The sequence below is a fragment of the Bradyrhizobium sp. 197 genome (assembly GCF_023073375.1).
GTDB lineage: Bacteria > Pseudomonadota > Alphaproteobacteria > Rhizobiales > Xanthobacteraceae > Bradyrhizobium.
In genome coordinates, this window is record NZ_JADPJJ010000172.1 from 1 (window position 1) to 24,760 (window position 24,760).

Consider the following 24,760-nt stretch of genomic DNA (forward strand, 5'->3'; position numbering starts at 1 on the left):
GAGCCCGTCGAAGGGCCGCGAACCGCCGGCATTGTTGACGAGGATGTCTAGTCGGCCGAAAGCGGCAACCACATCATCTCTGATCCTCGTAGCTGCGTCCGGTCGCTTGATGATGCGGAGCGAACCTTCTCTGCCCACTCCGGGCTCAGCCGGTTACCATCAGTATTCGCCCAGCCTGACGGATCTTGCCGTTTGTTGCAGCATCTCGAACGCTCTAAATCGCCTCTCATGCACCTCAACCGAGGCCGGGTCGGGCCGATAGAGTGTGCCGATTGCCGACATAGCCGACATCGCCTTGATGATGTCAGGATAGTGCCCCGAGGCCACTGCACCCAGCATAGCGGACCCGAGCAGCACGGGCTCAGCTGAGGCCGTCGTCGCCAGCACTTGTCCGATCGTGTCGGCCAGAAGCTGACGAGCCAGCTCACTCTGGCCTGCACCGCCGCTGACGATGATCGTGTCGATCGGCAGGCTCTTCTCATGCAGAGACCGCACGATCTGTCGTGTGCCGTAGCCAAGCCCGCACATCCCGGCGAGATACAACGCCACAAGGCTATCGAGGTCATTGTCCATCCTGAGACCGGCGATCAATCCCCGGGCGTCGGGATCCGCAAACGGCGAACGGTTACCAAGAAATTCGGGCACAACATGCAAATCGCGCATGAGATCGACTGCGGCCGAAGCCCCACCTCGTCGCTCCGCCTCAATCGACAGCCAGTTGCCAAGGCCGATCCCATGGGCCTGCGCCAGTCTCGAAGCCTCCTCTGCGGCGGGATGCATGCGGACCAAATGATCGATCGCGGCGCCCGCGGCGGACTGACCGCCTTCGTTCAACCAAAGGCCCGGTACCATGGCAGAGAAATATGGCCCCCATACTCCCGGTACGAAGACTTCTTCGTTGGTCGAAGACATCGTGCAGGCCGAGGTACCGAACACATAGGCCAAGCGCGTCAGCAGATTTCCTGGCTCACCGCGAGCCCCGACTGTTCCGACACCGCCGGCATGGGCGTCGATCAGCCCGGCGCCGACCGGCGTTTCAGGCATTAAGCCAAGTTGCGCGGCCGCGGCTGCGGTCAAACCGCTGCCGAGAGCCGTGCCTCCGTCGACGATGTCAGTCCCGATCCGGCGAAAGGCCTCGTCAACCAGCCCACCGAGACCGACCCTTCTGAAATAAGTCTCGTCCCAGCGCCGCTCATGGGCGAGATAGGTCCACTTGCATGTCACCGTGCACACGGACCGCGCCAAGCTCCCAGTCGCCTTGTAAGTCAGGAAGTCGGTCAGATCCATGAACTGCCACGCCGAGTGAAAAGTGTGTGGCTGGTTTTCAGCGAGCCACAGCAATTTCGGCGTTTCCATCTCCGGCGAAATGGCACCGCCGACATAATTGAGGACTACCTCCCCTGTCGCGTTGATCCTGCGCGCTTGTGACACAGCACGATGGTCCATCCAGACGATGATATTGCGCTCGGGGTCGCCGGAGGGGCCCACGGGCAACGGTTCGCCTCCCGGCCCCAGCACCACAAGCGAGCACGTCGCGTCGAATCCAATGCCCGCTATCGATTGCCCTGAGATGCCGGCCTGGCGGACCGCCCCCTGCACGCAGGCACACACGGCGCGCCAGATGTCGTTGCTGGACTGCTCAACAATCTGGCCTGCCTCGTGCCACAGAGCAATCTCCGCCTTGGCCGATCCGAGCAACTTGCCGAACTCATCGAACACTGCGGCGCGCGCACTGCCGGTACCGACGTCGATGCCGAGGAAACGCTTTTTTGACATGCTCAGTTATTCCACCCTCTTTGGCGATAACGCGTCTACAGATCGTTGCTCTGCGGTAGAATGACGAGATCGCGGATAGTGACGTTCCGTGGCCGCGTCAGCATGAACAGCACGGCCTCGGCCACTTCGGCTGGCTGCATCAAGCCTCCCGCCGCCAATTCGTCGTCGAGCTTGTCCTTGGGCCAATCCTTGATCAGGGCCGTGACCACGGGACCTGGAGCAACGGCACCGACGCGCAGCCCATGCTTGGCGACCTGCCGCCTGACCGTGTGCACGAACGCCTGAACAGCATGCTTGGAAGCCGTGTAGATCGGCTCCCAAACCACCGGCACCAGACCGGCAATCGAGCTCGTTACGATGATGTCGCCAGTCCCGCGCGCGACCATGTGCGGCAGGACGGCGCGGATCGAGCGGAAGGCAGCGTTGACATTGAGGTTCAGCACGCGGTCCCAGACATCGGGATCCCCGTCCACGATATCGCCGCCGACGTAGGTTCCGGCGTTCGCGTGGAAGATGTCGAGTTGGCCCGCCAGCTCCAATATCCGCGGCATCATGCGGCTGACGCTTTCAGGCTTGGTGAGGTCGATCGTCAACGGGATCGCCTGCGGGCCGAGGATTGCGCAGGCCGACTTCAAGCCATCCTCGTCACGGTCGACCAGCACGACACGCGCGCCCTCCCGCAGCAGGATCCTGGAGCATTCCAGACCGATCCCCGAAGCCGCTCCCGTGATTGCGGCCACCTTTCCGGAAAGCGTGAGAGTCATGGCGTTCCTGTTGGTTGAGAGTCATTTCAGGCCCGGCCATGGGACATACGCGAGCGGCGGGCCAGCGAATCGACGATAACGGCAACCGCCAGCACGGCGCCGGTGATCATATACCGGAGCGAAGACGACAGATCGAGCAGCGTCAAACCGCTGGCAATTGACTGGATTACGATGATCCCAAGGAGCGCGGAATAAGCGCTGCCGCGACCGCCGAACAGACTAGTTCCACCGATCACGGCCGCTGCGATGGCGTTGAGATTAACGTCACCGGTGCCGGCCTGCTGGCTTGCGGACGCCAGGCGCGCCGCCGAAAGGATACCGCCAGCGGCCGCGAACGCCGCGCATAGCACGAAGGCCGTCATGTAGATCCGACGCACGTTGATGCCAGCGCGGCGCGCCGCCTCCCGGTTGCCCCCGACGGCATTCATCGAGCGTCCCCACTTTGTTCGGGTCAACGCATAGTTCATCGCCACGACCAGGGCGACGAACAGACTGAACATCCAGGGCACGCCGCGATCTTGATTGAGATAATAGACGACGAGCTCGAGGACAATCGTGATCACGATCGCACGAAGCAGCAGGCTCCCGAACGATCTCGCTGACAAACCAGCCTGCTTGCGGCGGGCAGCCGTTCGAAACGCCGTCGCGAAGATCACCGCGCCGGTCACTGCGGCCAGCGCGTAGGCGACCGCGGGCGCCATGACCAGCGTCTGACCAAAATTCACCAGCGCCGAGCCGTACGGCAGATTAATCGATCCGGTTGAGCCCAGGAGATAAAGCTGCAAGCCAAGAACCGCGAGCAGGCCGGCCAGCGTCGAGACGAAGCTTGGCATCCCGAAGCGGTTAAACAACACCGCGTAGAGCGCGCCAATGGCTCCGCCGACGACGAGCGATGTGACAATCGCGAGCCAGGTTGGCCATTCCATGTTGACCCAGAGCACGCCGACCATGGCCGAAGCGAAACCGCTAACCGAGCCGACCGACAGATCGATTTCGCCGACCATCAGGATGCAGACGATCCCAAGCGCGATAACCCCCACCGTCGAACAGTCGAACAGCAAATTGACGAGATTGTTGCTCGACAGGAAAACCGGATTGAGACTCTGGAATGCCGTGCAGATGATCACGAGCCCGATCACGACCGGAAGCGCGCCGAGATCGCCGGAGCGGACTCGGTCCAGGAACGCGCGTATGGCGGCGGCAAGACCCGCATCGTGGCGAACCCGCTCGTCGGCGCGATCGAGCGGCGCCGAGGTTGCGCGACGTTCCTTGTCGCCGTTCACGGCCGCGGTTCCCCTGAGTGTTCACGTGAGGCCTGTCGCCGCTCTGTGCGCCGCGATACGGCGTTGTTCGAGGCTCCGGTGATGGCGCTCACGAGTTCCTGGTTGGATGCATCCTGGAAGATGCCGTTGTTGCGCCCGAGCCGCAGCACCACGATCCGGTCCGCGACCGCGCGGACGTCTTCCATGTTGTGACTGATCATCACGACGGCGAGGCCACGATCCCGAACGCGCTCGATCAGATCGAGCACCTCGGCGGTCTGCGCCACGCCAAGCGCAGCCGTTGGTTCGTCGAGCAGGATCAGCTTCGGCTGGAGCAGCAGCGAACGGGCGATGGCAACCGTCTGGCGCTGGCCACCGGAAAGCGACGCAACCGGCTCGCGAACACTGGGGATGCGCGCCGACAGCTCGTTGAGCAGGGTCCAGGCTCGAATTTCCATCGCCACCTCATCGAGGCGCCATGGATCGAGCTCCCGTCCGAGAAAAATGTTAGCGACGACGTCAAGATTCTCGCACAGCGCCAGGTCCTGGAATACGGTCGCGATACCAAGCCGCAGCGACGCGGCCGGATCGTCTAGGACCACTATATCGCCGCAGAAGGTAACCGTTCCCGAATCCGGCAGATGAACGCCGGCGAGAATCTTCACCAGGGTCGACTTGCCGGCGCCATTGTCGCCGACCAACGCGACGACCTCACCGGCGTGCACATCCAGATCGATATTGGTCAAGGCGGAGACCGCGCCGAAGTTTTTCGAAATGCCGCGCAGGCTAAGCACCAGGCCGTTCCGCGAATTGGATTGCGATGCCGGGTCGGTCATATCTGGCGTTCCATGATCGTCCCGGCCATGCGGTGAACCGAACCGCATTGCCCGGGCTAAATGATACCTTAACGAAGCTCTACCTGGTAATGCCGAGCTTCTCGCAGCCTTCGGCATAGCGGCCCCCGCAGAGCACTTCGGCTGTCTGGATCGGCTTGCCGTTGATCCGTTTATCGACGATCTCTGCCTTGAGGTTGTCGGCCGTAACTAGCGTCGGCGTGAACAGCTGCGACGGCGTGTTGAACAGCGTGGTTTCAGATTTTGGCTTCTCCCCTGCGAGCAATTGGACGGCCACATTGGCAGCCGCGGCCGCGACGATCTCGCTTGGCTTGTTGATGGTGTTGTATTGGTCCCCGGCAATAATGAGTTGAAGCCCCGCGATCGTAGCGTCGTTGCCGGTGACCGGCGGCACCGGATTGACTCCTGCAGCCTTGAGAGCGGCGATCGCGGCACCGCCGGTTCCGTCGTTGGCGGCCACGACGCCCACAATCTTCTTTCCGAAACGGGTAATCTGGCCGCTGGCCCACTGCTGCGCCTTCGGCGGCGCCCAATCCGGCGTGTCGTACTCGGCGAGGGTCTTGTATCCACTGCCGGCCAGACCGTCGTGGATGCCGTCCCTGATCAGCCCGGCCGCGGCATCGGTCGGTGAGCCGTTGATCTCCAGCACGCCGACATCATCGGTCGGCACCTTGGTTGCCTTGAGATGGTCGACCAGCGATTTGGCAATTGCCTTGCCGATCGCCTTGTTGTCGAAAGACACGTAGAAGTCCGCGGGCGTGGAGGGGATCGGCCGATCATAGGCAATGACCTTTATGCCCTGCTCCTGGGCCTGCTTCACGAGCGACGCCGCAGCGGTGGAATCGACGGGGTCGATGACGATCACCTTGGCCCCCTGCGAAATGACGGAATTGAACTGCTGCTGTTGGTGCGACGCATTGGCATCGGCGTTCTGGTATAGCACCTTGCAGGACGGGCACAGCTTGCTCATCTCAGCCACAAAACCAGGGCGATCGTGTTCTTCGTAACGTGTCGAAGCCTGGTCCGGCATCAGAAAAGCGACCGTGGCGCCCGATACCTTGGCATTCTGACCGAAAGCGGGGCCGCCAGCCAGGACGCACAAGGCGAGCGCCGCCATCCCGACTCCGTTCAATGATGCTAGTGTCATATGGTCTTCTCCCTGGGGTGAGAGCAACCGTTCCGGTTGCCTTGAATGCGTGGGGTTGGCGCCGGGGAACCGGACGTCCCTCTCTTTTTGCCAATCGCTGAACACGACAATCTTCCTTTCGCCGAACCGGTCGAAGCCGGTTCGCGCCGTGTTTGTCGATGATACGTTGTCTCCCGCGCTTCCAGCTACGCGGCCATCCTGTACAGCCCCCTCATGCAGCTTTGGGCGCTTTGATGTTCTCAAACAGTAGCCGCCGAAACTCTGATGGCGTCATTCCCTTTTCGGCGAGGAATTGTCGGTTGAAATTCGAAAGGTTGTTGTAGCCGATCTCGTAGCAGATGCTTGCGATCGAAGCCTGCTCATCGCTCATCAGAATCTGGCAGGCAAGATTGATCCGCAGCCGCTTGACATATTGCGTCAGCGACATTCCGGTGTGCTGGCGGAACGCACGCGAGAAGGCGCTTGTGGTCTGGCCTGCGATCTCGGCGAGATCCATCTCGCTGAACGGCTTGGTCAGATGTTTGCGGAGATAGGCGAGCGCTTTGTTGATGCCAACGGACATATAGCCGGACGGATCGGGCAGATAGCTGGCACTGGCCAGCATGCGGGTGCCCCGTGCGCGGCTCAACACGCCGGCGATCAGCATGAACAACTCGATGCGGCGCACGCCGTTGGCATGCATGGTCTCCTCCAGCAACGGCGACAGCTCCCTACTGGTTTCGCCGCTGAACAGCACACCGCGCCGGGACGATTCCAGCACCGGCTGCAGCGCCGCTAGTTCAGGTAGCGCTTTGATGGCGCCGTCGATGAACTCCTCGCTGAACTGGATGATGCGGCAGCGCAGCGGAATGCTAGCCCCCGGTGGAATGTCGCTGACCCAATTGTGCGGCAGGTTGGGCCCAGTCAACACCAGATTGCCGGGCGCGAAATTGCCAATGAAATCGCCAACGAAGTAGCGGCCGGAGGTCGCTGCCACCATGTGCAGCTCATACTCCGGGTGAAAATGCCATCGTACGGTACGGAACGGATAACCGTGAGACCAGGCGGCAAACGACTCGCCGGGCCTTATCTGGACCAACTCGAGATCCGGCTCCATGTCCTTCCTCCCAGTCGTATGCACTCGCCGCAACGACCCCGTTCCCACCCGGCCGACTTGCTAGCGGCTCTTGTTTGATCGTAACGGTAGGCGACCACGTCGATGCCTGCCACCACATTTGGCGGCCAATCATGATACTTTTTTGACGCGAATGGTACCCTAGATCAAGTCGTGCCGGCGACAGATCGGACCGTCTCAAGGACCACCAAAGTTGCCGATCAGGATAACGTGCGTCGTTGTTCCCGATTGGGACTCGGTGGCGGAGGCGGGCTATCAGTGGGTTCTTCAAGAGCCGCGTCCAGCGTAGCGCGGCCGTAGCGGCGCTGTCCAATAGCGAGCGATCGCTACCTCGTCGACGTTCCGGAAATTCGATCTGCGAGCACGAACGGCAGAACAATCGGCTGCCACAATGAGTCTTTCGGCAAGCGTCGGATCAAGTCCTGCGCCGTCATGTAGCGGAAATCACCACGTCCGTCGCCATCGACGATCGGGGCAGCCACGGATGAAACTTGCAGGTTAGGAGCGCGTGAGAGCGCGCGCTTGCGTTCGCTAAGGCGTCCACCGGCGCCCCGTCCCGCGGTAGTAACGAAGCTCAACAGCTCCTCCTCCCGATAAGACGCGCAGCGGCTGGTGATGCGAGATCCCCGGCAAGCGCCCGGCGCTCCTCGAGTATCCGCTTCTCACCGTGCGACCAGAAACAGCAGCTTGGGAGATACTGCGCCAGGCGTATGAAGAAGGAGCTATTCTCAAATCAAGCGTCACCCGACGGGATGGTCCGCTTCAGTGCGAGTTGGGCCCGCTCGAACTTTCGAGCTGGCTGCCCCACGACGGTGCCGCCTCCAAGCCCGCAAACTGAAATTTTGTCGAGTAAACCTTTATGTTTTCAAGTACGAATCCAAATCGCGCAGACACCCGAGCATTGACGAACGGTCGCTGATCTAACTAGCATGGGAGGAACATAACAGGCCCGTCATGCTGAAGTCGATTGATCCCATTCTGAATGCGGATGTCCTCTACGCGCTGCGATCCATGGGGCATGGCGACGATCTCGTGCTCTGTGACGCAAATTTCCCGGCCGACTCCGTTGCCCGCCAGACGGTGCTCGGAAAGCTATTACGTATCGACAACGTCACCTCGGCTCGAGCTGCGCGCGCGATCCTCTCGGTGCTGCCCCTCGATTCGTTTGTCGACAAACCCGCCTTGCGTATGCAGATCGTGGACCAGCCCAACGAAGTTCCGACCGTTCAAGTGGAAGTGCAGAAAGAGATCGACGCTGCGGAAAGACGCGCGCTTCCGCTAGGGTCGATCGAGCGATTCGCCTTCTATGAGCTTGCGAAGAAATCGTACTGCGTGATCCAGACCGGCGAACGGCGCTTCTATGGCTGCTTCATCTTCAAGAAGGGCGTCATCACGCCCGATGCAGCCTAGCCGACGCCGTCGGCGTACGCGACAAAGCCTCACGTCGCGCTTGCGGCCCAACTACTGCCTTGAAGACGGTTCGACTTAAACAGCGTCAAACATGGGGAGGACCTCGTGTTCAAACGGCAAGGCGCGAGAGCTGACTAACATCTTCTCAGACAAGGTCGACGCGCAGACCGATGCGAACAACATCGCCACGGCCTGGGAGAAGCTGACAGACCAGATCGGCCGCGAGCAGATCGGGCTCCATAGGGCATCGTCATGTCGCAGCTGAACAGGGCCCCGGCTCTGGTCGACATCACCTTCGGCCCACGTTGACGGTGCTGCCGATCGTCATTTGGATCATGCGCGACCAGTTCAATGCAATTCCTGTCGAGCTGGATGAAGCCGCCTATGTTGATGGCCTATCGGCATGGAGCGCGTTCCTGCGCATCATTCTTCCGCTTGCGGTCTCCGGCATGGTCGCCGCCTTTGTCCTCTCGCTGATCCTGTGCTGGAATGAATATTTCTTCGCCGCGCTACTCACGAGCACGGATGCCAAGACCCTGCTCGTGACGGTGGCGAGCCAGACCGGCTCGCAAGCATCAACTGGCGGTCGATGACCGCATTGTCGACGGCCGCGATCGCGCCGCTCGTTGTCGTGGGCATCTTCCTCGAACCCTATATCGTCAGCCGTTTGAGACGGGTGCCGGGCAGTAGCGGCGAACCACTGGATGAGATCAAGTACGGCCGGTCGTCGCGGCGCACCTCTCCGCGCAGAGAGAGATGATCCGTGTCCTCGGCTTGCACCGATTCAAGCGTACTCATCCGGTCTACGTCGGAACAGGCGCTTCCGATTCCAGCAGGCGCGCGGCTTTGAGATCGCTCCAGAGCGCGGACGGCACTGTGGCGCTCAGCGCTGCCACGTTACGCTCGACCTCCTGAACATTATCCGCCCCGAGCACCACGCTCGCGACCGCGGGATGACCGAGCGCGAAATGTAGAGCGGCCGTTGGCAGCGCGACTCCATGAGCTGCGCAGATATGCTGGATTTAGACAACCTTCGAAAGGATTTGCGGCGGCGCGTCCTGGTAATTGTACTTGGCGCCCCTAGTGGCGCCCGTCGCCAGAATCCCCGAATTGAATACGCCGCCGAGCAGCACGGCGATGCCCTGCTTCAGCGCCAGCGGCATGAACTCCTCGAGTGCCGGCTGTTCCAGCAGCGAATAACGCCCGGCGAGCAGCATCACCTCGAAGGATCCGGCCTGCGCGAAGCGCACGCATATCTCGGCCTCGTTGACGCCGATTCCGATGCCTGCGACCACGCCTTCGGAACGAAGTTTGTCGAGCGCTACATAGGCCCCGGACATCGCCTCGCGAAACCGGTCCTCGATCGCGTCCTTGCCGTGCGTCCACACATCGACATCATGGATCAGCAGCAGGTCGATCCGGTCGGTGCCAAGCCGTAAGAGCGACTGCTCGACCGAGCGCATGGTGCCATCATAGGAGTAGTCGACGATGGCCCGGTGCGGCTGTCCGCCAACAAATCCGGACCGAGTCTCCGGCTGGTGAAACGGATCCATCCAGCGACCCGTCTTGGTGCAAAGCACCACGTCCTTGCGCGGCACGCGTCTGAGCGCCGTTCCGCAGCGATGCTCCGACAGGCCATTGCCATAGTGCGGTGATGTATCGAGCAGATTGATGCCGAGTTCGAAGGCGCGGCTTGCGGCTGCAATCGTAGTCTGGTCGTCGAGCTTGAGAAAGAGATCGCCGAGCGGTGCGGCTCCGAACCCGAGAATGGAGACGTCGAGCCCGGTCCGACCAAGTGAGCGGCGCGGCAAAACTGATTGCGAAACCATGATGGCTTGCTCTCCCTTCTCTGCGCCTCGCTCGCCCGCTGGTCTTATTGTCAGCGACGCGCAGCGTATGTATTTGCCGTCACATGTCGCGAAGAATGCGTCCCCTCGGGCTGTTCCGCTCGTGCCGTCGGGCTGTTAAGGATAGCGGAAACCGGCACGCGGGGCCTCACGACCTGCAGCAAAAGGAGGAACGATGCTCCCGTATGTCACGCACGATGCGCGCTTTGCACGCCTGGTCTTCGGCCACGCCAATCTCGAAAAGCTCACCAGCGGCTGCCGTTGGGCGGAGGGGCCCGCTTACTTTCCAGCCGGCCGCTATTTGATCTGGTCCGACATTCCGAACAACCGGATGATGCGCTTCGACGAGACCGATTCATCGGTGTCCGTGTTTCGCTCGCCTAGCTTCAACTCGAACGGCAATACGACCGATCGGGAGGGACGGCTAATCACTTGCGAGCACTTCATGCGCCGCGTCACCCGGACCGAGCACGACGGCTCCATCACCGTCCTTGCCGACCAGTTCGAGGGGCGTCGGCTGAACTCGCCCAACGACGTCGTGGTGAAATCGGACGGCTCGGTCTGGTTTTCGGATCCTACCTACGGCATCGATAGCGATTACGAGGGCCAACAGACAAAATCTGAAATTGGCGCCTCGAACGTGTACCGGATCGATCCTGCGGGCGGCGAGATCACCCGCGTCGTCTCGGACCGGGTGCAGCCGAACGGACTGGCGTTCTCGCCGGATGAAAAGGTGCTTTATGTCGCCGATACCGGTGCGACGCACATCGATGGGCTGCCGGCGACGATCTGGTCATATAGCGTGCAGGAAAAGAAGGTCGCTGAGCCCGCGCTGTTTTCCACCTGCCCCGACGGCCTTTACGATGGGTTTCGCTGCGACATCCATGGCAATGTTTGGACATCGGCGGGACGGAGTGTGTTCTGCTACGCAGCCGACGGGACCCATATCGGCACGATTCCCGTCGGCGAGATCGTGGCGAATGTCTGTTTCGGCGGTCCGCAGCGGAACCGCCTCTACATTTGCGCACAGACCTCGCTGTATTCGATCTTCCTCAATACGCGCGCGGTCGTGTAAAGGGAAAAAGGCTTGGGGGCGACGTGGGGCGCCATCCTCAACCGTTCTGCCGGTGCTTTTGGGGCTCGTCGGGGGCCTCCCACCGCTCCGTAGATCGGATTCGAGTTCCTCGACGATGGCGTAAAGCAGGCGTATGGCCAGTGGATCGGTCACCTCGCGCTCCACGAAGCGATAGCGCGCGATCCGGACTTGCTGCTCTCTGAACTCCCTGTCGGTCATAATACGTGGTCACCGCCGATACGACTCCGAGCAAGGCAGTTCGTTTCGCTAAACTTTTCAGATCATTCGCGATGGTTTCCATTCGTAAAGCAAGGCGGGGCTTTGTGAGCCCGGCCGTCTAGCTCGTGACGCGCTCGCCGCGCCCGTAGACGAGCAGCATGAAGATGATGACGAGGCCGTAGATCACCTGGCGGCCTGCCTCCGGCATCTCCATGATCGACAGTACGCTGTTCAGGAGCACGATCAGGACAACGCCGATCAGCGTGCCGAGATAGCGGCCGCGGCCACCGAGGATGTTGGTGCCACCGATCACGACCGCCGCGATCGAAGGCAGCAGATAAGCATCGCCCATGCTCTGATAGGCCTTGGTGGAATAGCCGGCGAGGAGCACGCCGGCGAGCGCGGCAGCGAGGCCGCAAAGGACGAAGCAGACCACCGTGACACGACGCGTATTGACGCCGGCGAGATAGGCTGCCGCCTCCTTGTTGCCGATGGCGTATATGTAGCGACCGAGCGCCATGCGCTGCAGGATGACGACCACCAGCACGGACACCGCGGCCCAGACGAACAGTGCGTTCGGAATGCCGAGCGTGCGATCTCCCGCCAGCATCCGCATCAGGTCGGTCGCTGCGGTCTGCGGCGCGTAACCGCCGGTATGCGCAACCATCAGGCCGCGCATCACGGCGTTCACGCCCAGCGTGAAGATCATTGAGGGGACCCGCAGATACGCGACCCCGACGCCGTTGACGAGCCCGACCAGAATGCCGATCCCGAGCCCGACCGGAATGGCGAAGGGACCGCCGACCGAGGTCGCCATCATGGCGGCGGCGGCCAGCGTCCATGGAACCGACAGATCAATTTGCGCGATCAGAATTACGATCATCATGCCCGCCGAGACGATGCCAAGGAACGCACCGATCTGCAATTGCTGCAGCAGATAGGCTGGCGACAACAGGGGGGCGCTGCCGAAACGGGCGAACGTGTAAACCGTGCCAGCGACGAGGATGACGAGGATGAACAAAGCCGCAATCAGGATCGGTCGATCGTCCCGTGAGAGGCCGAGTGAGGCCGTCGTCATCGGAACAGCTCCAGCGTGTTCTTGACGCGCAGCACACCCAGCGCGCCGATGCTGACGGCGGCGAGCAGGATCACGCCCTCGAATAGCGGCTGCAAAAGAGGCGCAATGTCGAAGATACGGAAGAAGAAGGAAATCACGCGCAAGACCATGGCGCCGAAGATCGACCCGATCGCACTGCCCGCCCCGCCGAGCAGCGAAGTGCCGCCGATCACTACGGAGGCGATGGAGTTGAGCGTATAGGCCCCGGCCTGCGGAATGTCGGCATTCCCTGACGAAGTCTGGATGGCGAGGAAGAGACCGCCGCAGCCGGCGAAGAACCCCGCGAGCGTGAAGGCGGCAATCTTGGCGCGCTCGATCGGAAGGCCGGACATATAAGCCGCGCCCTCGGCCGAGCCGATGGCATAGACGGCTCGGCCAAGAACGGAGCGGCGGAACGGCACCCACACCAGGAGCGGAATGAGCACGAGAAGCACAAAGGCCACCGGGATCCGGGCGAGCGGCCCAAACCAGGGAGCTGCGCCGTCGTCGAAGATGTGCACGGTGGATGCGAAATCGCCGAGTGAATTAGTCAGCGCCCAGTTCAGATCCTCGTCGATCTTGCCGCCCGGGGTCGGACGCAGGAACAGCGCGATGCCAATATAGACCGCGCCCGTCGCAAGCGTCGCGATGATCGGTTGGATGCGCCCATAGACGACGACGCAGCCGTTGATAAGGCCGGCAGCCGTGCCGATCGCAAGGCACACGGCGATCCCAAGCAAAATGCCACTCACGCCGCCCGGAAAGGTGCCGAGGCTGAGATGCACGCCAAACATGTCGAGATGCAGCGGCGCACCACCTGCCGCGCCGGTCAGCAGGTAGCTCGCAAAGCAGCCGACCATGGTCATGACCGCGCCAACGGAGAGATCAAGACCCGACATCAAGACTGGCACGGTCTGCGCCATCGCCAGCATGGCGAGCGCAAAGATTTCGTCGCCATTCTGCACCAGCACGGCGGAGGAGAAACCCCGGGGGTGCGCGGCGTTGTAGAAAATGTACAGGGCGCAGAATAACAGGATGGCGGTGAGAAGACCGATGTTCTGGCGGATCCTGATCGCGAAATCGTCAAGCATGCGCGGCCCCCGCTGCGGAATCGGTGTCGATATTCAGGGAACTCGCGACGATATTGGTCTCGGTGAGGTCGTCGCCCTCGAGCTCGCGCACGATGCGGCCGTCATACATGATGACGACCCGGTCGCAGCAGCCGATCAGCTCGTCATAGTCCGTCGAGTAGAACAGGATCGCGGCGCTTTGGTCGGCGAGTTCGCGCATCAGCCGATACAGCTCCTGCTTGGTGCCAACGTCGATGCCCCGTGTGGGATCGTTCAGCAGGATGATGCGCGGATCGGTCATTAGCCATTTGGCGAGCACCACCTTCTGCTGGTTGCCGCCCGACAGCGTCGAGACGGCATCACTCGCTGCGCTCAACTTGATCTGCAGCCGCGCGATGGCGCGCTGGATTGCCGTGCGTGCCTTGCCGGCATCGATAAATGGGCCAATGGAGAGGGCGTCGAGCGAAGCGATCGCAAGATTGTCCGCGATCGACATCGGCAACATCAGTCCCTCGGTCTTGCGGTCCTCAGGCACGAGCGCGATGCCGACCGATTTTGCCGCCGCTGGGGAGCCGGGACGCACCTCGCGGTTGGCCACCGAGAGGCGACCGGTGACGCCGCGCAAAACGCCGAACAGAGCGAGCAGCAGCGACTTCTGGCCCTGACCATCGAGGCCGCCCAGGCCTACGATCTCGCCGGCACCGACGCTCAGCGAGATGCGGTCGAGATGCTTTTCCCAGGACAGAGTCTCGACCGCCAGCATCAGCTTCGCAGCTTTGCGTGCCGGCTTGGCCGGGTACTGGGCCGCGATGTCACGCCCGATCATGAGCTGGACAATTTCGGCGGTAGAGCGCACCCCCATGTCGAAGGTCTCGATATGGCGGCCATTGCGAAACACGGAGGCGCGGTCGGCGAGCGCTTCGACCTCGTGCATGCGGTGCGAGATGTACAGAATTGCGACGCCTTCGGCCCTGAGCCGTGCCAGCACCGCATAAACCTTCTCCACATCGGCGCTCGTCAGTGCCGATGTCGCCTCGTCGAGGATCAGCAACTGCGGCCGCTTGCCGAGCGCCTTGGCGATCTCGACCACCTGGCGCCTCGATAGGGGCAGATCGCGCACGTGCCTCAGGGGATTGATGTCCTCACAACCAATTTCGGCCAAAAGCTCTTCGGCGCGGCGGCGCTGGGCCTTCGCATCGATCAGGCCGAACCGCCGCGGCGGGGATGCAATGGAGATGTTGTCCGCGACCGAGAGGTCGGGCATCAGCGATAGCTCCTGGAAGATGCAGACGACACCGGCCGCATTCGCCGCCGACGGCGTGGCGAAGCTGACCTCGCTTCCCGCGAGGTGCATGCGGCCGCTGTCGGGCTGCACCACGCCGGCAATGATCTTGATCAGGGTCGATTTGCCGGCGCCGTTCTCGCCCAGCACGGCGTGGATCTTGCCGCGCTCGCAGGCGAAATCGACCCTTTCCAACGCGCGAACGCCGGCATAGCGCTTCGAGATGCCGGCAAGCTCCAGGAAGGCGGATTGCGTCGGGTTGGCAGCCGGCATGGCCGGGCCTTCACGCAACGACGGCCCGGCGAAAGCCGGGCTGTGGCAGATACATCGCTGGAGCCGTCACTGGCTGTTCTTCTCGCTCTGCGACATGATCTCCGGCGCAGTGAAGTTGACGCCGCACGGTGTGAACTGGTTCGGCGCAAAGAAGTTGGCATTGAGCTCAGGCCAGTAATTCGTGCCTGGCTCGAGATCCTTGTAGGTCGCTACTGGAATCGGAATCGAAATCAGCTGCGGCATGGCATTGCCCTGCAGCGCCGAGATCGCCGCCTTGGTCGCGATCGCCACCAGCGCCGGCGACTGGCCGTAGGACATGCCTTTCAGTCCGTCCTTAGCGTGATCGGCGATCTGCTTGCGGTACTCATTTTCGCCCTCGCCCGACATCGGCACAAAGGGATGCTTGGCAGCCATCAGCGCCTGCACGGTGCCGTCGGATCCGCCTTGGGTGAATACTCCGTCGAAATGCCCATGCACAGCCAGCGCATCCGCAGTCACCTTCTGCGAGGTGCCGGTGTCCCAATTGCCAACCACCTCGGTGATTTTGAAGCTGTTGCCTGGCGATTCCATGACCTCGCGGAAGCCGAGATGACGGTCGCGGTCGACAGAGTTTCCCGGCAGGCCGCGCACTTCGAGGATGTCGCCAGATTTCTTGCCGCTCTCGTCGATCAGCCATTTGGCCGACATGCGGCCCATTTCCTTCTGGTCCTCGTTGACCATCATCACCTTGTCGGTGTCGAGGACGTTGTCGAACGGTACCACCACGACGTTGTTTTTGTCGGCAAGGCGGATGATGCGATCAAAACCGTCGGGCGCGACCGCAATGGTGACAATTGCGTCGAAGCCTTGGTTGATGAAGTCCTCCATCGCGCCGAGTTGCGCTGCCACATCGGTCCCGGTGGAAACGACCTTGAACTCCTTGATATTCTCCTTGATACCCGGCTGATTGGCGAAAGCCTTGGCAGTCTTCACCATCTGGATGCGCCAGGTGTTGCCGACGAAACCGTTGACCAGCGCGATCCTGTAGGGCCCTGCTTTCTTGGGCCACTGAAAAAATTTGGTCCCGGACGACCATGGCTTGAAGCAGGCGGGGTCGGCGCCGGGGCCGGAGACCACCTTGGGACCTGCCAGAGCACTGACCGACGACAGCAGCAAGCCGGCACAAGCCAGCACCGCCAGACGAAGCGTCCACACCATGTCATTTCTCCCTGAGCGTTTCTGTTCCACGTTAGCGCGGCGCGTTGCCATGCCGGGAATTGACCTTCCCGTGCGCGTGCCGAGCTAGGATGGCACGCGACCCGCGATGCTGACAAGCCGAGGGCGGACGCTCGGGCGCGAGACACGATGTGAACGCACGGCCGAACGATGACGATTGCGGGAAGCAGAAAACGTAACAATGACAGTCGGATGTTCGTGGCCGGCAAGGGATTGTGCAACGGCGAAGCCGGTCACGGCCGGCCTTTCACGGTCGCACCCACGCGCCTGACGAGAAAAATGACACTCAGGGGAAAGTGTGAAGCGCTATGCGAAAACCGAACGAAGCCCGCTTGCAGAAGTTAGATCTTGAAGCCAGAAGCTGGGACTATTTGCTCTTCCGGCGGGGTGGCGTGGCGCTCCTTCGCTGAAGATGATGGCTGTAGGAACGTCGATCGCTCGCAGCTCCTCACTCAGCAGCTCGAAGAAGGTGAGATCAGGTATCGCACTGCGATGACGGCTGGCGAACACGCCACTTGCTTGACACGTTCTGGAGCGCCGGTCTCTAATCTCCCTCAAGGTCCTGCGGTTGGACGGCAACACTTTCTGCCCCCAAGCAAGAACAGGCTCGACTGCGCACCCAGCGACTGTCATGTCGAGGGTGCGGAATCCAAGATAGTTTCCTGGGAGGGAACGATGGACAGACGCCAGACGCTCAAGCTGATCGGTGGTACGGCCGCATTGACCGGTGCAGGTTTTCCGGGCCTTGCCTTTGCGCAAGCCCAGAAGGAAATGGTCACGGTCGTGAAGATCGCGGGAATTCCGTGGTTCAACGCACTTGAAAAGGGAATCCAGAAGGGTGCGAAGGATTTCAGTATTAACGCCACTATGGTTGGCCCGGCGAACGTCGATCCGGCACAGCAAGTAAAGCTCCTTGAGGATCTGATTGCCAAGAAGGTCAACGTGATCGGCTTGGTGCCGCTTGATGTAAAAGTCTGCGAGCCCGTGCTGAAGCGCGCCCAGGCCGCCGGAATCAAGGTCATCACGCATGAGGGTCCGGAACAGGAAGGCCGCGATTGGAATGTGGAATTGATCGACTCCGTTCGCTTCGGCGAGGTGCAGATGGAACGTCTCGCCAAGGACATGGGCGGCGAAGGTGATTATGTGGTCTATGTCGGGACTCTCACGACGCCGCTTCACAACAAATGGGCCGATGCCGCGATTGCCTACCAGCAGAAGAATTTTCCGAAAATGAAGCTCGTCGCCGACCGCTTCCCCGGCGCCGACGAGATCGACACCAGCCAACGCACGACGCTCGACGTGATTAAGGCCTATCCGAATCTGCGTGGTATTCTCGGCTTCGGTTCGAACGGGCCGATCGGGGCCGGGAATGCTGTGCGTCAGCAACGCCTTGGCAAGAAGATCGCCGTAGTCGGCACCGTGCTGCCGAGCCAGGCCAAGTCGCTTATCGCAGATGACACGATCCGCGAAGGTTTCCTGTGGAATCCCACCGATGCAGGTTACGCAATGGTCGCGGTGGCCAAACTCGTGCTCGATGGCAAACCGATCACGGATGGCGTCGATATACCCGGCCTTGGCAAGGCAGCCGTCGACGTTGCAGGAAGGCAGATCAAGGTGGACAAGATCATGCGCATCAACAAGGAAACCGTCGACGGGCTGATCGCCGGAGGGCTCTAGGCGAACACCGGTTCAGCCGCCTCATCGCGCTGCATTCCCGGCCCTTCCGGTCGGGAATGCGGTACCACTCGAGTGATCACACGATCGAACGGTCCATTGCAGGCGAACCTTTGGCGACTTTCCTGGAGATGTCCGGCATATCGAAGCGCTTCGGCGGCGTGCACGCGCTCCGGGACGTCGATCTCACTCTGGAAGCCGGCGAGGTGCATTGCCTGGTCGGTGAAAACGGCTCCGGCAAGTCCACCCTGATCAAGATCATTTCGGGCGTCGAGGCAGCGGAGCCTGGCGGCCGGATCGTAATTTCCGGCAAGCAATATCCCAAACTAAATCCGGTCTACTCCACGCATTGCGGCATTCAAGTCATCTACCAAGATCTTTCGCTATTCCCCAACCTCACCGTCGCCGAGAATATCGCGATGGCGCACCATCTTGGCGGTCTCCATTCGGTCAACTGGGCCTCAATGCGCGCCACCGCGAAGGCCACAATGGCAAAGATCGGCGTTGAGTTCGACCCGGACGCAAAGGTCTCAGAGCTCAGCATTGCCGGACGCCAGCTGGTCGCGATCTGCCGGGCCTTGGCTGCGGATGCCAAACTCCTGATTATGGATGAGCCGACGGCATCGTTGACCCGGCACGAGGTGAACGCCCTGATCGAGCTCGTGAGCGAGCTAAAGCGTGCTGGCATCTGCGTCGTTTTCGTCAGCCACCGTCTCGACGAGGTACTTGAAATCGCAGAACGCGTAACGGTCCTGCGGGATGGCGCCAAAGTCGGTACTTTTGCTGCAGACACAATCGACGGGCGGAAACTCAGCCACCTGATGACCGGCAAGTCCTTTGAGTACCAGGTACAGGCGCCTGAGCTTGCCGCTGGCCCCGTCGTGCTGGAAGTTAAGAGTCTGGGCCGCGAGGGTGAGTATGAGGATGTAAGCTTGCAGTTGCGCGCAGGGGAAGTGGTTGGTCTCACCGGTCTGCTCGGCTCGGGTCGAACCGAACTCGCGCTGTCGCTGTTCGGCATGAAGCCGCCCGATCGCGGCACCATCGTGCTTGACGGGCGGCCGATTGCGCTCCGCACAAATGCAGAAGCGATCAATCGAGGGATCGCCTATGTATCCGAAGATAGGCTTACGCTTGGTCTCATCCTGAATCAGTCCGTCACGGCGAACGTCACGCTCACGGTGCTGGAACGTCTGGCTGGCGCATTCGGCCTGATTGCGGCACGCGCGCGACAGAGCCATGTTGCTCGGTGGGTTGCTGAACTCGGGATCAAGGTCTCTAATCCGGCCAATGCGGTGAAGACCCTCTCCGGGGGCAATCAGCAGCGGGTCGTGCTCGCCAAGTGGATGGCGACCAGCCCGCGGGTGCTTATCCTCGATAGTCCCACGGTAGGCGTCGACATTAGCGCCAAGGACGGAATTTATGAAATCATCCGGCGGTTGGCCAACGACGGCGTCGCGGTCCTAATGATATCAGACGAAATCCCCGAGGTCCTCTATCATAGTCATCGCGTGCTGGTGATGCGGGAAGGCCGTTTGACAACCGACGTGGCTGCCGCAGCCACTTCCGAAGATGCGCTTCGGCAGGCCGTCAATGCCTGAATCGCGCATTGCATCATTCGGCAGGTTTCGTCGCAGCCATGAGTTCTGGCTGCTGATAGTAATCCTCGGGCTCTGCGCCAGCTTGGGCTTCGCGAATGTCCAATTCCTGACCATGCAGAATTTGTTCGACCTGCTGACCTCCTACGCATTCGTCGGCATCCTGGCGCTGGGACTGCTGGTCGTGTTGATCGCCGGCGGAATCGACATCTCATTCACCGCGACGGCATCGGTGGCGCAATATGTCACACTCTCGCTTGCCAATGCTTACGGCGCGAACTGGATCAGCGTCTTCGCCATCGCGATCGGGATTGGCGGTGCGCTCGGCGCCCTCAACGCGATCTTCATCCAGAAACTTCGAATACCGTCGATCATCGTCTCGGTCGCAACGCTGAACATTTTCTATGGACTTCTGATCTTCTTCACCGGCGGTAAGTACATTTATTCGTTGCCCGACTGGTTTGCGAGCGGAATATTCTGGTTCGAGTTCGAATGGGGCAAGGATAGCTCGTACGGCGTCAACCTGCAGATCCTCGCGCTCGCGCTGGCGTTTCTCGTCACCTGGCTCCTGCTTAACCGAACCAATATCGGCCGGCAAATCTATGCGATGGGAGGCAATGCCGATGCCGCGCAGCGGCTCGGCTTCCACATTTTCGGCCTCAACATACTCGTCTATTGCTACATGGGTGTCATGGCCGGAATCGCCTCCCTGATCCAAGCACAACTCGCGCAGTCTGTTGCCCCGACAGTGCTGGTCGGCAAGGAACTCGATGTGGTCGCCGCCGTCGTGCTGGGCGGCGCCAGCCTGATGGGCGGAGTCGGTACCGTCCTCGGCACGTTTTTGGGCCTGACACTTCTCGCGGTCCTCCAAAATGGAATCGTTTTGCTAGGCGTTTCGTCATACTGGTCGCCGTTCTTCGTCGGTCTGGTTATTCTCATTTCGGTCTCAACGACCGCTTGGTCGCAGCGAGAGCGGCGAACCCGGAGCGCGCTCCGATGAGCAACGCGCCCGCCTTCTCACTTCGCCAGCGTATGGTCGGCCTCGCCGGCAGCGGCACGGTCGCCACACTCGTCCTGCTGTTGCTCGCGCTCTGGGTGGTGTTCGCTATCGCGATCGGTGACCGATTCTTCTCAGTCAACACGCTGCAATCTATGGCTTTCCAGATGCCAGAACTCGGCATCCTGTCACTTGCGATGATGCTGGCCTTGCTATCCGGCGGACTCAACCTTTCCATCATCGCGACCGCCAATCTGTCCGGACTGACCATCGCCTTCCTGCTGACGCGCTACATCCCGGGGAGCCAAGGCCTTGCGTGGGTCGGCATTCAGGTGCTGGCGATCGCTGCAGGATTTGCAGTGGCCGCATTGGTGGGCCTCCTCAATGGTTTTGTCATCGCCTATCTCGGCGTGTCGCCGATCCTGGCCACGCTCGGCACGATGACGCTCTGCAAGGGCATCGCGATCGGCCTGTCGCACGGTAACGTCATCTCCGGATTTCCGGAGCCCATTGTGTTTATCGGCAATGGAACCGTTTTCGGCGTTCCCTTTGCTCTGATTGTACTTGCGTTCTGCGCCCTGCCCGTCGCGCTCATGCTGAACGCGACGCCGTTCGGGGCAAAGGTTTACATGATCGGCTCGAACGAGAAGGCGACCCGCTACTCCGGCGTCAATACCCGCGCCGTCCTCCTCAAACTCTATGTGTTTTCCAGCCTGCTCGCGGGGGTCGCAGCGGTGGTTATGTTGGCACGCTTCAATTCGGCTAACGCGGCATACGGCGAGAGCTATCTGCTGGTCACCATTCTCGCGGCCGTCCTCGGCGGCATCGATCCGTTTGGTGGCTTCGGAAAAGTCGGCGGGCTATTGCTTGCGCTGGTCATCCTTCAGGTGATCTCCTCGGCATTTAACCTTCTGAACCTCAGCCAATTCCTCACGCTGGCGATCTGGGGTGGAATTTTGATTGCCGTCGCGGCTGTTCCTCATTTCGCCGGCAAAGCGCCGAGGTAGCCAGCGATGATGAGCTCGATCGTCTCGCCCTCTATCGCCGTTCTCGACATTGGCAAGACCAATCTCAAACTGCTAGTGGCGAGCGAGGAAGGCTGGCCGCTCGAAACACATGCGATTCCGAATGTGTCGATGACTCAGGGCTCGTATCTCGCCTATGACCTTGCCGGGTTAGAAGAGTGGTTTCTCGACACACTTGCCGTCGTGTCTCGACGCCACGCCATTGGCGCCGTGATAGTGGCTGCGCATGGATGCGGCGCGGTTCTCGTCGACGGTGATACGCCAGTGCTGCCGATGATGGACTATGATGCCGTCTGTCCGCCGGCAATCGCTGAAGCCTATGCCCGGATCGCGCCCGGTTACGATGAGGTGTTTTGCGGGATCGCGGGCGCGATGCGGCTTGGAAAGCAGCTGCTGTGGCAGGAAAGCGCGTATCCCGTCGAATTCGCCCGCGCAAAAGCCTATCTGACCACCGCGCAGTTTTTCGCCTTGCGGCTTGGCGGACGTGCGGCCAGTGAGATCTCGCAGCTCGCGGCTCAGAGCCATATCTGGGACCTCATCCACCATCGGCCTTCTTCTCTTTTGCGCAAGCGCGGCTGGAGCCATCTGCTGCCCGAACGGGTACCCGCCGGTGCGGTGCTAGGGACGGTTTCGGAGTCCGTAGCCAGGCGCACCGGCTTGGCGCAATCAGCCGAAATCCTCTGCGGCGTGCATGATTCCAATGCCAACCTGTTTCGCTACAAGGCCGCAGGCATGGCCGATGCCTCGATCCTATCGACCGGCACCTGGATGATCGGCTTTCAGCGTGGCCTCTCCTTGGACAAGCTCGATTGCGCGCGCGCGATGGTCCTCAATATCGATGTCGATGGTGAGAACGCGCCTTCGACATTGATCGCAACCGGCCGCGAATACGACCTGATCGGCGGGGAACATTGTGCTTCTGATACAGCCGTCCTTGCCGCATTGCCGACCCTGCTATCAAAGGGAACGCTGGCACTTCCCTCGTTCATCGCCGATCATGGATTGTTCCCGGGTGCTGCTGGCCTCGGACGCGTGATCGGACCGCCCCCTGGAACGCCTGCCGAATGGCAGGCATTGGCGGTGCTTTACGCAGCATTCAGCGCAAACCGCTGTCTTGATGCGCTTGAGAGCTCAAAGCGCATAGTCATCGATGGTGGCTTTGCCGCAAACCTTCCCTTCGCCCGCTGCCTTGCGACCCTGCGACCTTCGCAGAGCGTCTGGGTCAGTCAATCCCCGGACGGAACGGCGCTTGGGGCCGCGCTGCTGTGGCGACGATTCTCGCGTACGCTGCCGGTTTCGAGCGTGGTACTTGAAGCCGTCACATCACTCAGCAATGATGGGTTCGATCCGCGCGATCTTTCCGCCGCTTACCAGTCGTGGATCGCTTTCTCGGAGCCCGCTTTATGACAGACCACAATCATACAGATCTCCGCCAAGGCATTGTCGATACCTGCAGGGAGATGAATCGAAGCGGCCTCAATCAGGGCACATCCGGCAACCTTTCGCACCGGATTCCAAACGGCATGCTGATCACGCCCAGCAGTCTGCCCTATGATCGGATGCAGCCAGAGGACATTGTTGCGATGGATTTTGCCGCGAACTACCAGGGAAACCATCGGCCTTCATCCGAATGGCGCTTTCACCGCGATATTCTGCGAGCACGCGAAGACGTCAACGTCGTGCTCCACACGCATTCCACCTTCAGCACAACTCTCGCCGTTCACGAGCGTGGCATTCCCTGCTTTCATTATATGGTCGCAGTTGCGGGTGGCAACGATGTCCGTTGTGCGCCCTATGCTTGTTTCGGCACGCAGGCACTATCAAACTATGCCCTCAAGGCACTCGAAGATCGCAACGCCTGCCTGCTTGGCCACCACGGCTTGATCGTGACGGCGCAGACGTTTGAAAAGGCCCTCTGGCTCGCCGTGGAGATGGAGACGCTGGCGAAGATGTATGTCCATGCGTTGGCTATCGGCGAGCCGCCGCGCCTCAGCGACGCTGACATGGCGCAGGTACATGAGCAGATGAAACGCATGGGATACGGCCAGGCGCCTGACCTTGACGATGTCGGCGATGTTCCGCGCGCCTTACCTGAGTCGAGAGGGGCAGCACATTGATGGTGGATTTGATGGACAGCTGCCGCCGAGTTCGCTCAGAATCGGCCCACGCAGAACGAAGGCCGTGGCTGGATGTGCGGGTGGGCCCGGCTGTCGCAGTGCTTGGACAGAAGACGTGAACGAACAATCGCCTCCGCAGAACTGATCTCGACCTATCCACCCGATGGACCAACAATTACCTGAAACATCATTACGAGCGCTTCGATCCAATAGTAACCCGCGCACTTGAGCGTCGTCAGCCTTCCAAATAGGACCTCCGTCGATCTGACGAGCGACAACAAGCCAGTGTATCTCGAATAGCGGTCGTACCGCCGACCGGCAGCATGGACGGACCACACCCCAGCCGTAGACACATTGAGCGACGGTCGGTCGGGAGACAGTAAACCGATGTCCCTGAGATACGAGACCATTCCGCCCGTCAGCCATGTAGGACGGACGGGCAGGCTCTCGTCAGGACGGTCATTCGGCTGATGACGGGTTGCGGTCGACGGGCGGATGCGAGCTTCATGTCAGACTGATAAGCTATGTGGCCAAACCTTATCAGTCCGCATCCGACCGTCTGAGCATTTTCTTATCAATCACTCTTATCAAGACCTCACATGCCTTTCTCGATAAGGGTGCTTCAGTAGGCGCGAGCGAAATCACCCTCCTGCCTAATTAGTGAAGACAGGATAGCGCGGATTCCAGGCCGTGCCCTTGGCCGTGGTCAGCTGGGTGAGCCGTTCGAGCACGTTGAGACCGTCCTTGCGCAGACTCGCAGACACCGCTGCACGATCCGGAAAATTCTTCAGAACTGCATCGAGCCGGATCGTGCGGCCGGCCAAGAAGCGGCTCGCCCCTGCCGCATAGGAGTAGTCGGGCACGCGCTCGAATTTCTCCGGCGTAGCGCCGCCCGACAGCAACACCCAGCAAATGTTCCGCTCGCAGCAGATATCGCGCCTATCGCAT

General features: G+C 61.1%; 19 protein-coding genes and 2 pseudogenes. 9 read left to right on the plus strand and 12 right to left on the minus strand.

The annotated features are described in order from the left end of the window. Window positions 1-159 precede the first annotated feature (159 nt). From IVB27_RS37690 to IVB27_RS37715, 6 genes are all read right to left on the minus strand, one after another. Window positions 160-1,776, minus strand: a complete 1,617-nt coding sequence (locus IVB27_RS37690; protein WP_247447666.1) for an FGGY-family carbohydrate kinase — start codon at window positions 1,774-1,776, stop codon at window positions 160-162. Between the two features lie 35 nt (window positions 1,777-1,811). Next, window positions 1,812-2,540, minus strand: a complete 729-nt coding sequence (locus IVB27_RS37695) for an SDR family oxidoreductase (protein WP_247447667.1) — start codon at window positions 2,538-2,540, stop codon at window positions 1,812-1,814. A gap of 26 nt (window positions 2,541-2,566) precedes the next feature. Further along, a complete protein-coding gene (locus tag IVB27_RS37700; protein ID WP_247447668.1) occupies window positions 2,567-3,823 on the minus strand; it encodes a sugar ABC transporter permease in 1,257 nt (418 codons plus the stop codon). Continuing rightward, window positions 3,820-4,638, minus strand: coding sequence for an ATP-binding cassette domain-containing protein (locus IVB27_RS37705; RefSeq protein ID WP_247447718.1), 819 nt, complete (start codon window positions 4,636-4,638; stop codon window positions 3,820-3,822). Before IVB27_RS37705 ends, IVB27_RS37700 begins: the two co-directional genes overlap by 4 nt. 79 nt (window positions 4,639-4,717) lie before the next feature. Then, window positions 4,718-5,803 (minus strand): ABC transporter substrate-binding protein, encoded by a 1,086-nt coding sequence (locus IVB27_RS37710; RefSeq protein WP_247447719.1) that lies wholly within the window; start codon window positions 5,801-5,803, stop codon window positions 4,718-4,720. 211 nt (window positions 5,804-6,014) lie between these two features. After that, window positions 6,015-6,899, minus strand: coding sequence for an AraC family transcriptional regulator (locus IVB27_RS37715; protein ID WP_247447669.1), 885 nt, complete (start codon window positions 6,897-6,899; stop codon window positions 6,015-6,017). Between the two features lie 972 nt (window positions 6,900-7,871). On the opposite strand from IVB27_RS37715, the gene IVB27_RS37720 reads away from it, so the two are divergent. Together IVB27_RS37720 and IVB27_RS37725 are read left to right on the plus strand one after the other, a co-directional pair. Continuing rightward, window positions 7,872-8,327, plus strand: coding sequence for an RbsD/FucU family protein (locus tag IVB27_RS37720; RefSeq protein ID WP_247447670.1), 456 nt, complete (start codon window positions 7,872-7,874; stop codon window positions 8,325-8,327). A gap of 302 nt (window positions 8,328-8,629) precedes the next feature. Continuing rightward, a pseudogene (locus IVB27_RS37725) lies at window positions 8,630-8,991 on the plus strand (ABC transporter permease subunit); the annotation flags it as partial. 139 nt (window positions 8,992-9,130) lie between these two features. Here the strand turns inward: IVB27_RS37725 and IVB27_RS37730 are convergent. After that, window positions 9,131-10,156 (minus strand): annotated as a pseudogene (locus tag IVB27_RS37730) (aldo/keto reductase). A gap of 193 nt (window positions 10,157-10,349) precedes the next feature. Here IVB27_RS37730 and IVB27_RS37735 point away from each other — a divergent pair. Further along, the gene (locus IVB27_RS37735) at window positions 10,350-11,249 is read left to right on the plus strand and encodes an SMP-30/gluconolactonase/LRE family protein (RefSeq protein WP_247447671.1); all 900 of its coding nucleotides are present in this window, start codon (window positions 10,350-10,352) and stop codon (window positions 11,247-11,249) included. Window positions 11,250-11,586: 337 nt separating this feature from the next. Here the strand turns inward: IVB27_RS37735 and IVB27_RS37740 are convergent, their stop codons facing one another. The 4 genes from IVB27_RS37740 to IVB27_RS37755 all read right to left on the minus strand — a co-directional run bounded on the left by IVB27_RS37740 (window position 11,587) and on the right by IVB27_RS37755 (window position 16,386). Further along, entirely contained in the window at window positions 11,587-12,546 is a 960-nt protein-coding gene (locus IVB27_RS37740; protein WP_247447672.1) for an ABC transporter permease, read from the minus strand. Further along, window positions 12,543-13,655, minus strand: a complete 1,113-nt coding sequence (locus IVB27_RS37745) for an ABC transporter permease (protein ID WP_247447673.1) — start codon at window positions 13,653-13,655, stop codon at window positions 12,543-12,545. The genes IVB27_RS37740 and IVB27_RS37745 overlap by 4 nt, the downstream gene beginning before the upstream one ends. Next, window positions 13,648-15,189, minus strand: coding sequence for a sugar ABC transporter ATP-binding protein (locus IVB27_RS37750; RefSeq protein ID WP_247447674.1), 1,542 nt, complete (start codon window positions 15,187-15,189; stop codon window positions 13,648-13,650). The genes IVB27_RS37745 and IVB27_RS37750 overlap by 8 nt, the downstream gene beginning before the upstream one ends. Window positions 15,190-15,255: 66 nt before the next feature. Continuing rightward, window positions 15,256-16,386: a sugar ABC transporter substrate-binding protein gene (locus IVB27_RS37755; RefSeq protein WP_247447675.1), complete on the minus strand. Its 1,131-nt coding sequence runs from the start codon at window positions 16,384-16,386 to the stop codon at window positions 15,256-15,258. 693 nt (window positions 16,387-17,079) lie between these two features. Between IVB27_RS37755 and IVB27_RS37760 the strand changes: the two genes are divergently transcribed. From IVB27_RS37760 to IVB27_RS37785, 6 genes are all read left to right on the plus strand, one after another. Then, on the plus strand, window positions 17,080-18,081 hold the full coding sequence (locus IVB27_RS37760; protein ID WP_247447676.1) for an autoinducer 2 ABC transporter substrate-binding protein: 1,002 nt from the start codon (window positions 17,080-17,082) through the stop codon (window positions 18,079-18,081). Window positions 18,082-18,191: 110 nt separating this feature from the next. Beyond that, window positions 18,192-19,676, plus strand: a complete 1,485-nt coding sequence (locus IVB27_RS37765; protein WP_247447677.1) for a sugar ABC transporter ATP-binding protein — start codon at window positions 18,192-18,194, stop codon at window positions 19,674-19,676. Beyond that, window positions 19,669-20,673 carry an ABC transporter permease gene (locus tag IVB27_RS37770; RefSeq protein ID WP_247447678.1) on the plus strand — a complete coding sequence of 335 codons (1,005 nt, stop codon included), beginning with the start codon at window positions 19,669-19,671 and terminating at the stop codon, window positions 20,671-20,673. Before IVB27_RS37765 ends, IVB27_RS37770 begins: the two co-directional genes overlap by 8 nt. Next, window positions 20,670-21,677, plus strand: coding sequence for an ABC transporter permease (locus IVB27_RS37775; protein ID WP_247447679.1), 1,008 nt, complete (start codon window positions 20,670-20,672; stop codon window positions 21,675-21,677). The genes IVB27_RS37770 and IVB27_RS37775 overlap by 4 nt, the downstream gene beginning before the upstream one ends. 6 nt (window positions 21,678-21,683) lie before the next feature. Further along, a complete protein-coding gene (locus IVB27_RS37780) occupies window positions 21,684-23,102 on the plus strand; it encodes an acetate and sugar kinases/Hsc70/actin family protein (protein WP_247447680.1) in 1,419 nt (472 codons plus the stop codon). Continuing rightward, the gene (locus IVB27_RS37785) at window positions 23,099-23,812 is read left to right on the plus strand and encodes a class II aldolase/adducin family protein (protein WP_247447681.1); all 714 of its coding nucleotides are present in this window, start codon (window positions 23,099-23,101) and stop codon (window positions 23,810-23,812) included. The genes IVB27_RS37780 and IVB27_RS37785 overlap by 4 nt, the downstream gene beginning before the upstream one ends. 653 nt (window positions 23,813-24,465) lie before the next feature. Here IVB27_RS37785 and IVB27_RS37790 read toward each other — a convergent pair. After that, window positions 24,466-24,717, minus strand: coding sequence for a beta/alpha barrel domain-containing protein (locus IVB27_RS37790; protein ID WP_247447682.1), 252 nt, complete (start codon window positions 24,715-24,717; stop codon window positions 24,466-24,468). Between the last annotated feature and the right edge of the window lie 43 nt (window positions 24,718-24,760).

Coding starts and splice junctions, on each gene's coding strand:
- IVB27_RS37780 (WP_247447680.1), top strand. CDS start 21,684: ATGATGAGCTCGATCGTCTCGCCCTCTATCGCCGTTCTCGACATTGGC.
- IVB27_RS37755 (WP_247447675.1), bottom strand. CDS start 16,386: ATGGTGTGGACGCTTCGTCTGGCGGTGCTGGCTTGTGCCGGCTTGCTG.
- IVB27_RS37690 (WP_247447666.1), bottom strand. CDS start 1,776: ATGTCAAAAAAGCGTTTCCTCGGCATCGACGTCGGTACCGGCAGTGCG.
- IVB27_RS37715 (WP_247447669.1), bottom strand. CDS start 6,899: ATGGAGCCGGATCTCGAGTTGGTCCAGATAAGGCCCGGCGAGTCGTTT.
- IVB27_RS37760 (WP_247447676.1), top strand. CDS start 17,080: ATGGACAGACGCCAGACGCTCAAGCTGATCGGTGGTACGGCCGCATTG.
- IVB27_RS37745 (WP_247447673.1), bottom strand. CDS start 13,655: ATGCTTGACGATTTCGCGATCAGGATCCGCCAGAACATCGGTCTTCTC.
- IVB27_RS37710 (WP_247447719.1), bottom strand. CDS start 5,803: ATGACACTAGCATCATTGAACGGAGTCGGGATGGCGGCGCTCGCCTTG.
- IVB27_RS37775 (WP_247447679.1), top strand. CDS start 20,670: ATGAGCAACGCGCCCGCCTTCTCACTTCGCCAGCGTATGGTCGGCCTC.
- IVB27_RS37720 (WP_247447670.1), top strand. CDS start 7,872: ATGCTGAAGTCGATTGATCCCATTCTGAATGCGGATGTCCTCTACGCG.
- IVB27_RS37740 (WP_247447672.1), bottom strand. CDS start 12,546: ATGACGACGGCCTCACTCGGCCTCTCACGGGACGATCGACCGATCCTG.
- IVB27_RS37695 (WP_247447667.1), bottom strand. CDS start 2,540: ATGACTCTCACGCTTTCCGGAAAGGTGGCCGCAATCACGGGAGCGGCT.
- IVB27_RS37770 (WP_247447678.1), top strand. CDS start 19,669: ATGCCTGAATCGCGCATTGCATCATTCGGCAGGTTTCGTCGCAGCCAT.
- IVB27_RS37785 (WP_247447681.1), top strand. CDS start 23,099: ATGACAGACCACAATCATACAGATCTCCGCCAAGGCATTGTCGATACC.
- IVB27_RS37750 (WP_247447674.1), bottom strand. CDS start 15,189: ATGCCGGCTGCCAACCCGACGCAATCCGCCTTCCTGGAGCTTGCCGGC.
- IVB27_RS37705 (WP_247447718.1), bottom strand. CDS start 4,638: ATGACCGACCCGGCATCGCAATCCAATTCGCGGAACGGCCTGGTGCTT.
- IVB27_RS37735 (WP_247447671.1), top strand. CDS start 10,350: ATGCTCCCGTATGTCACGCACGATGCGCGCTTTGCACGCCTGGTCTTC.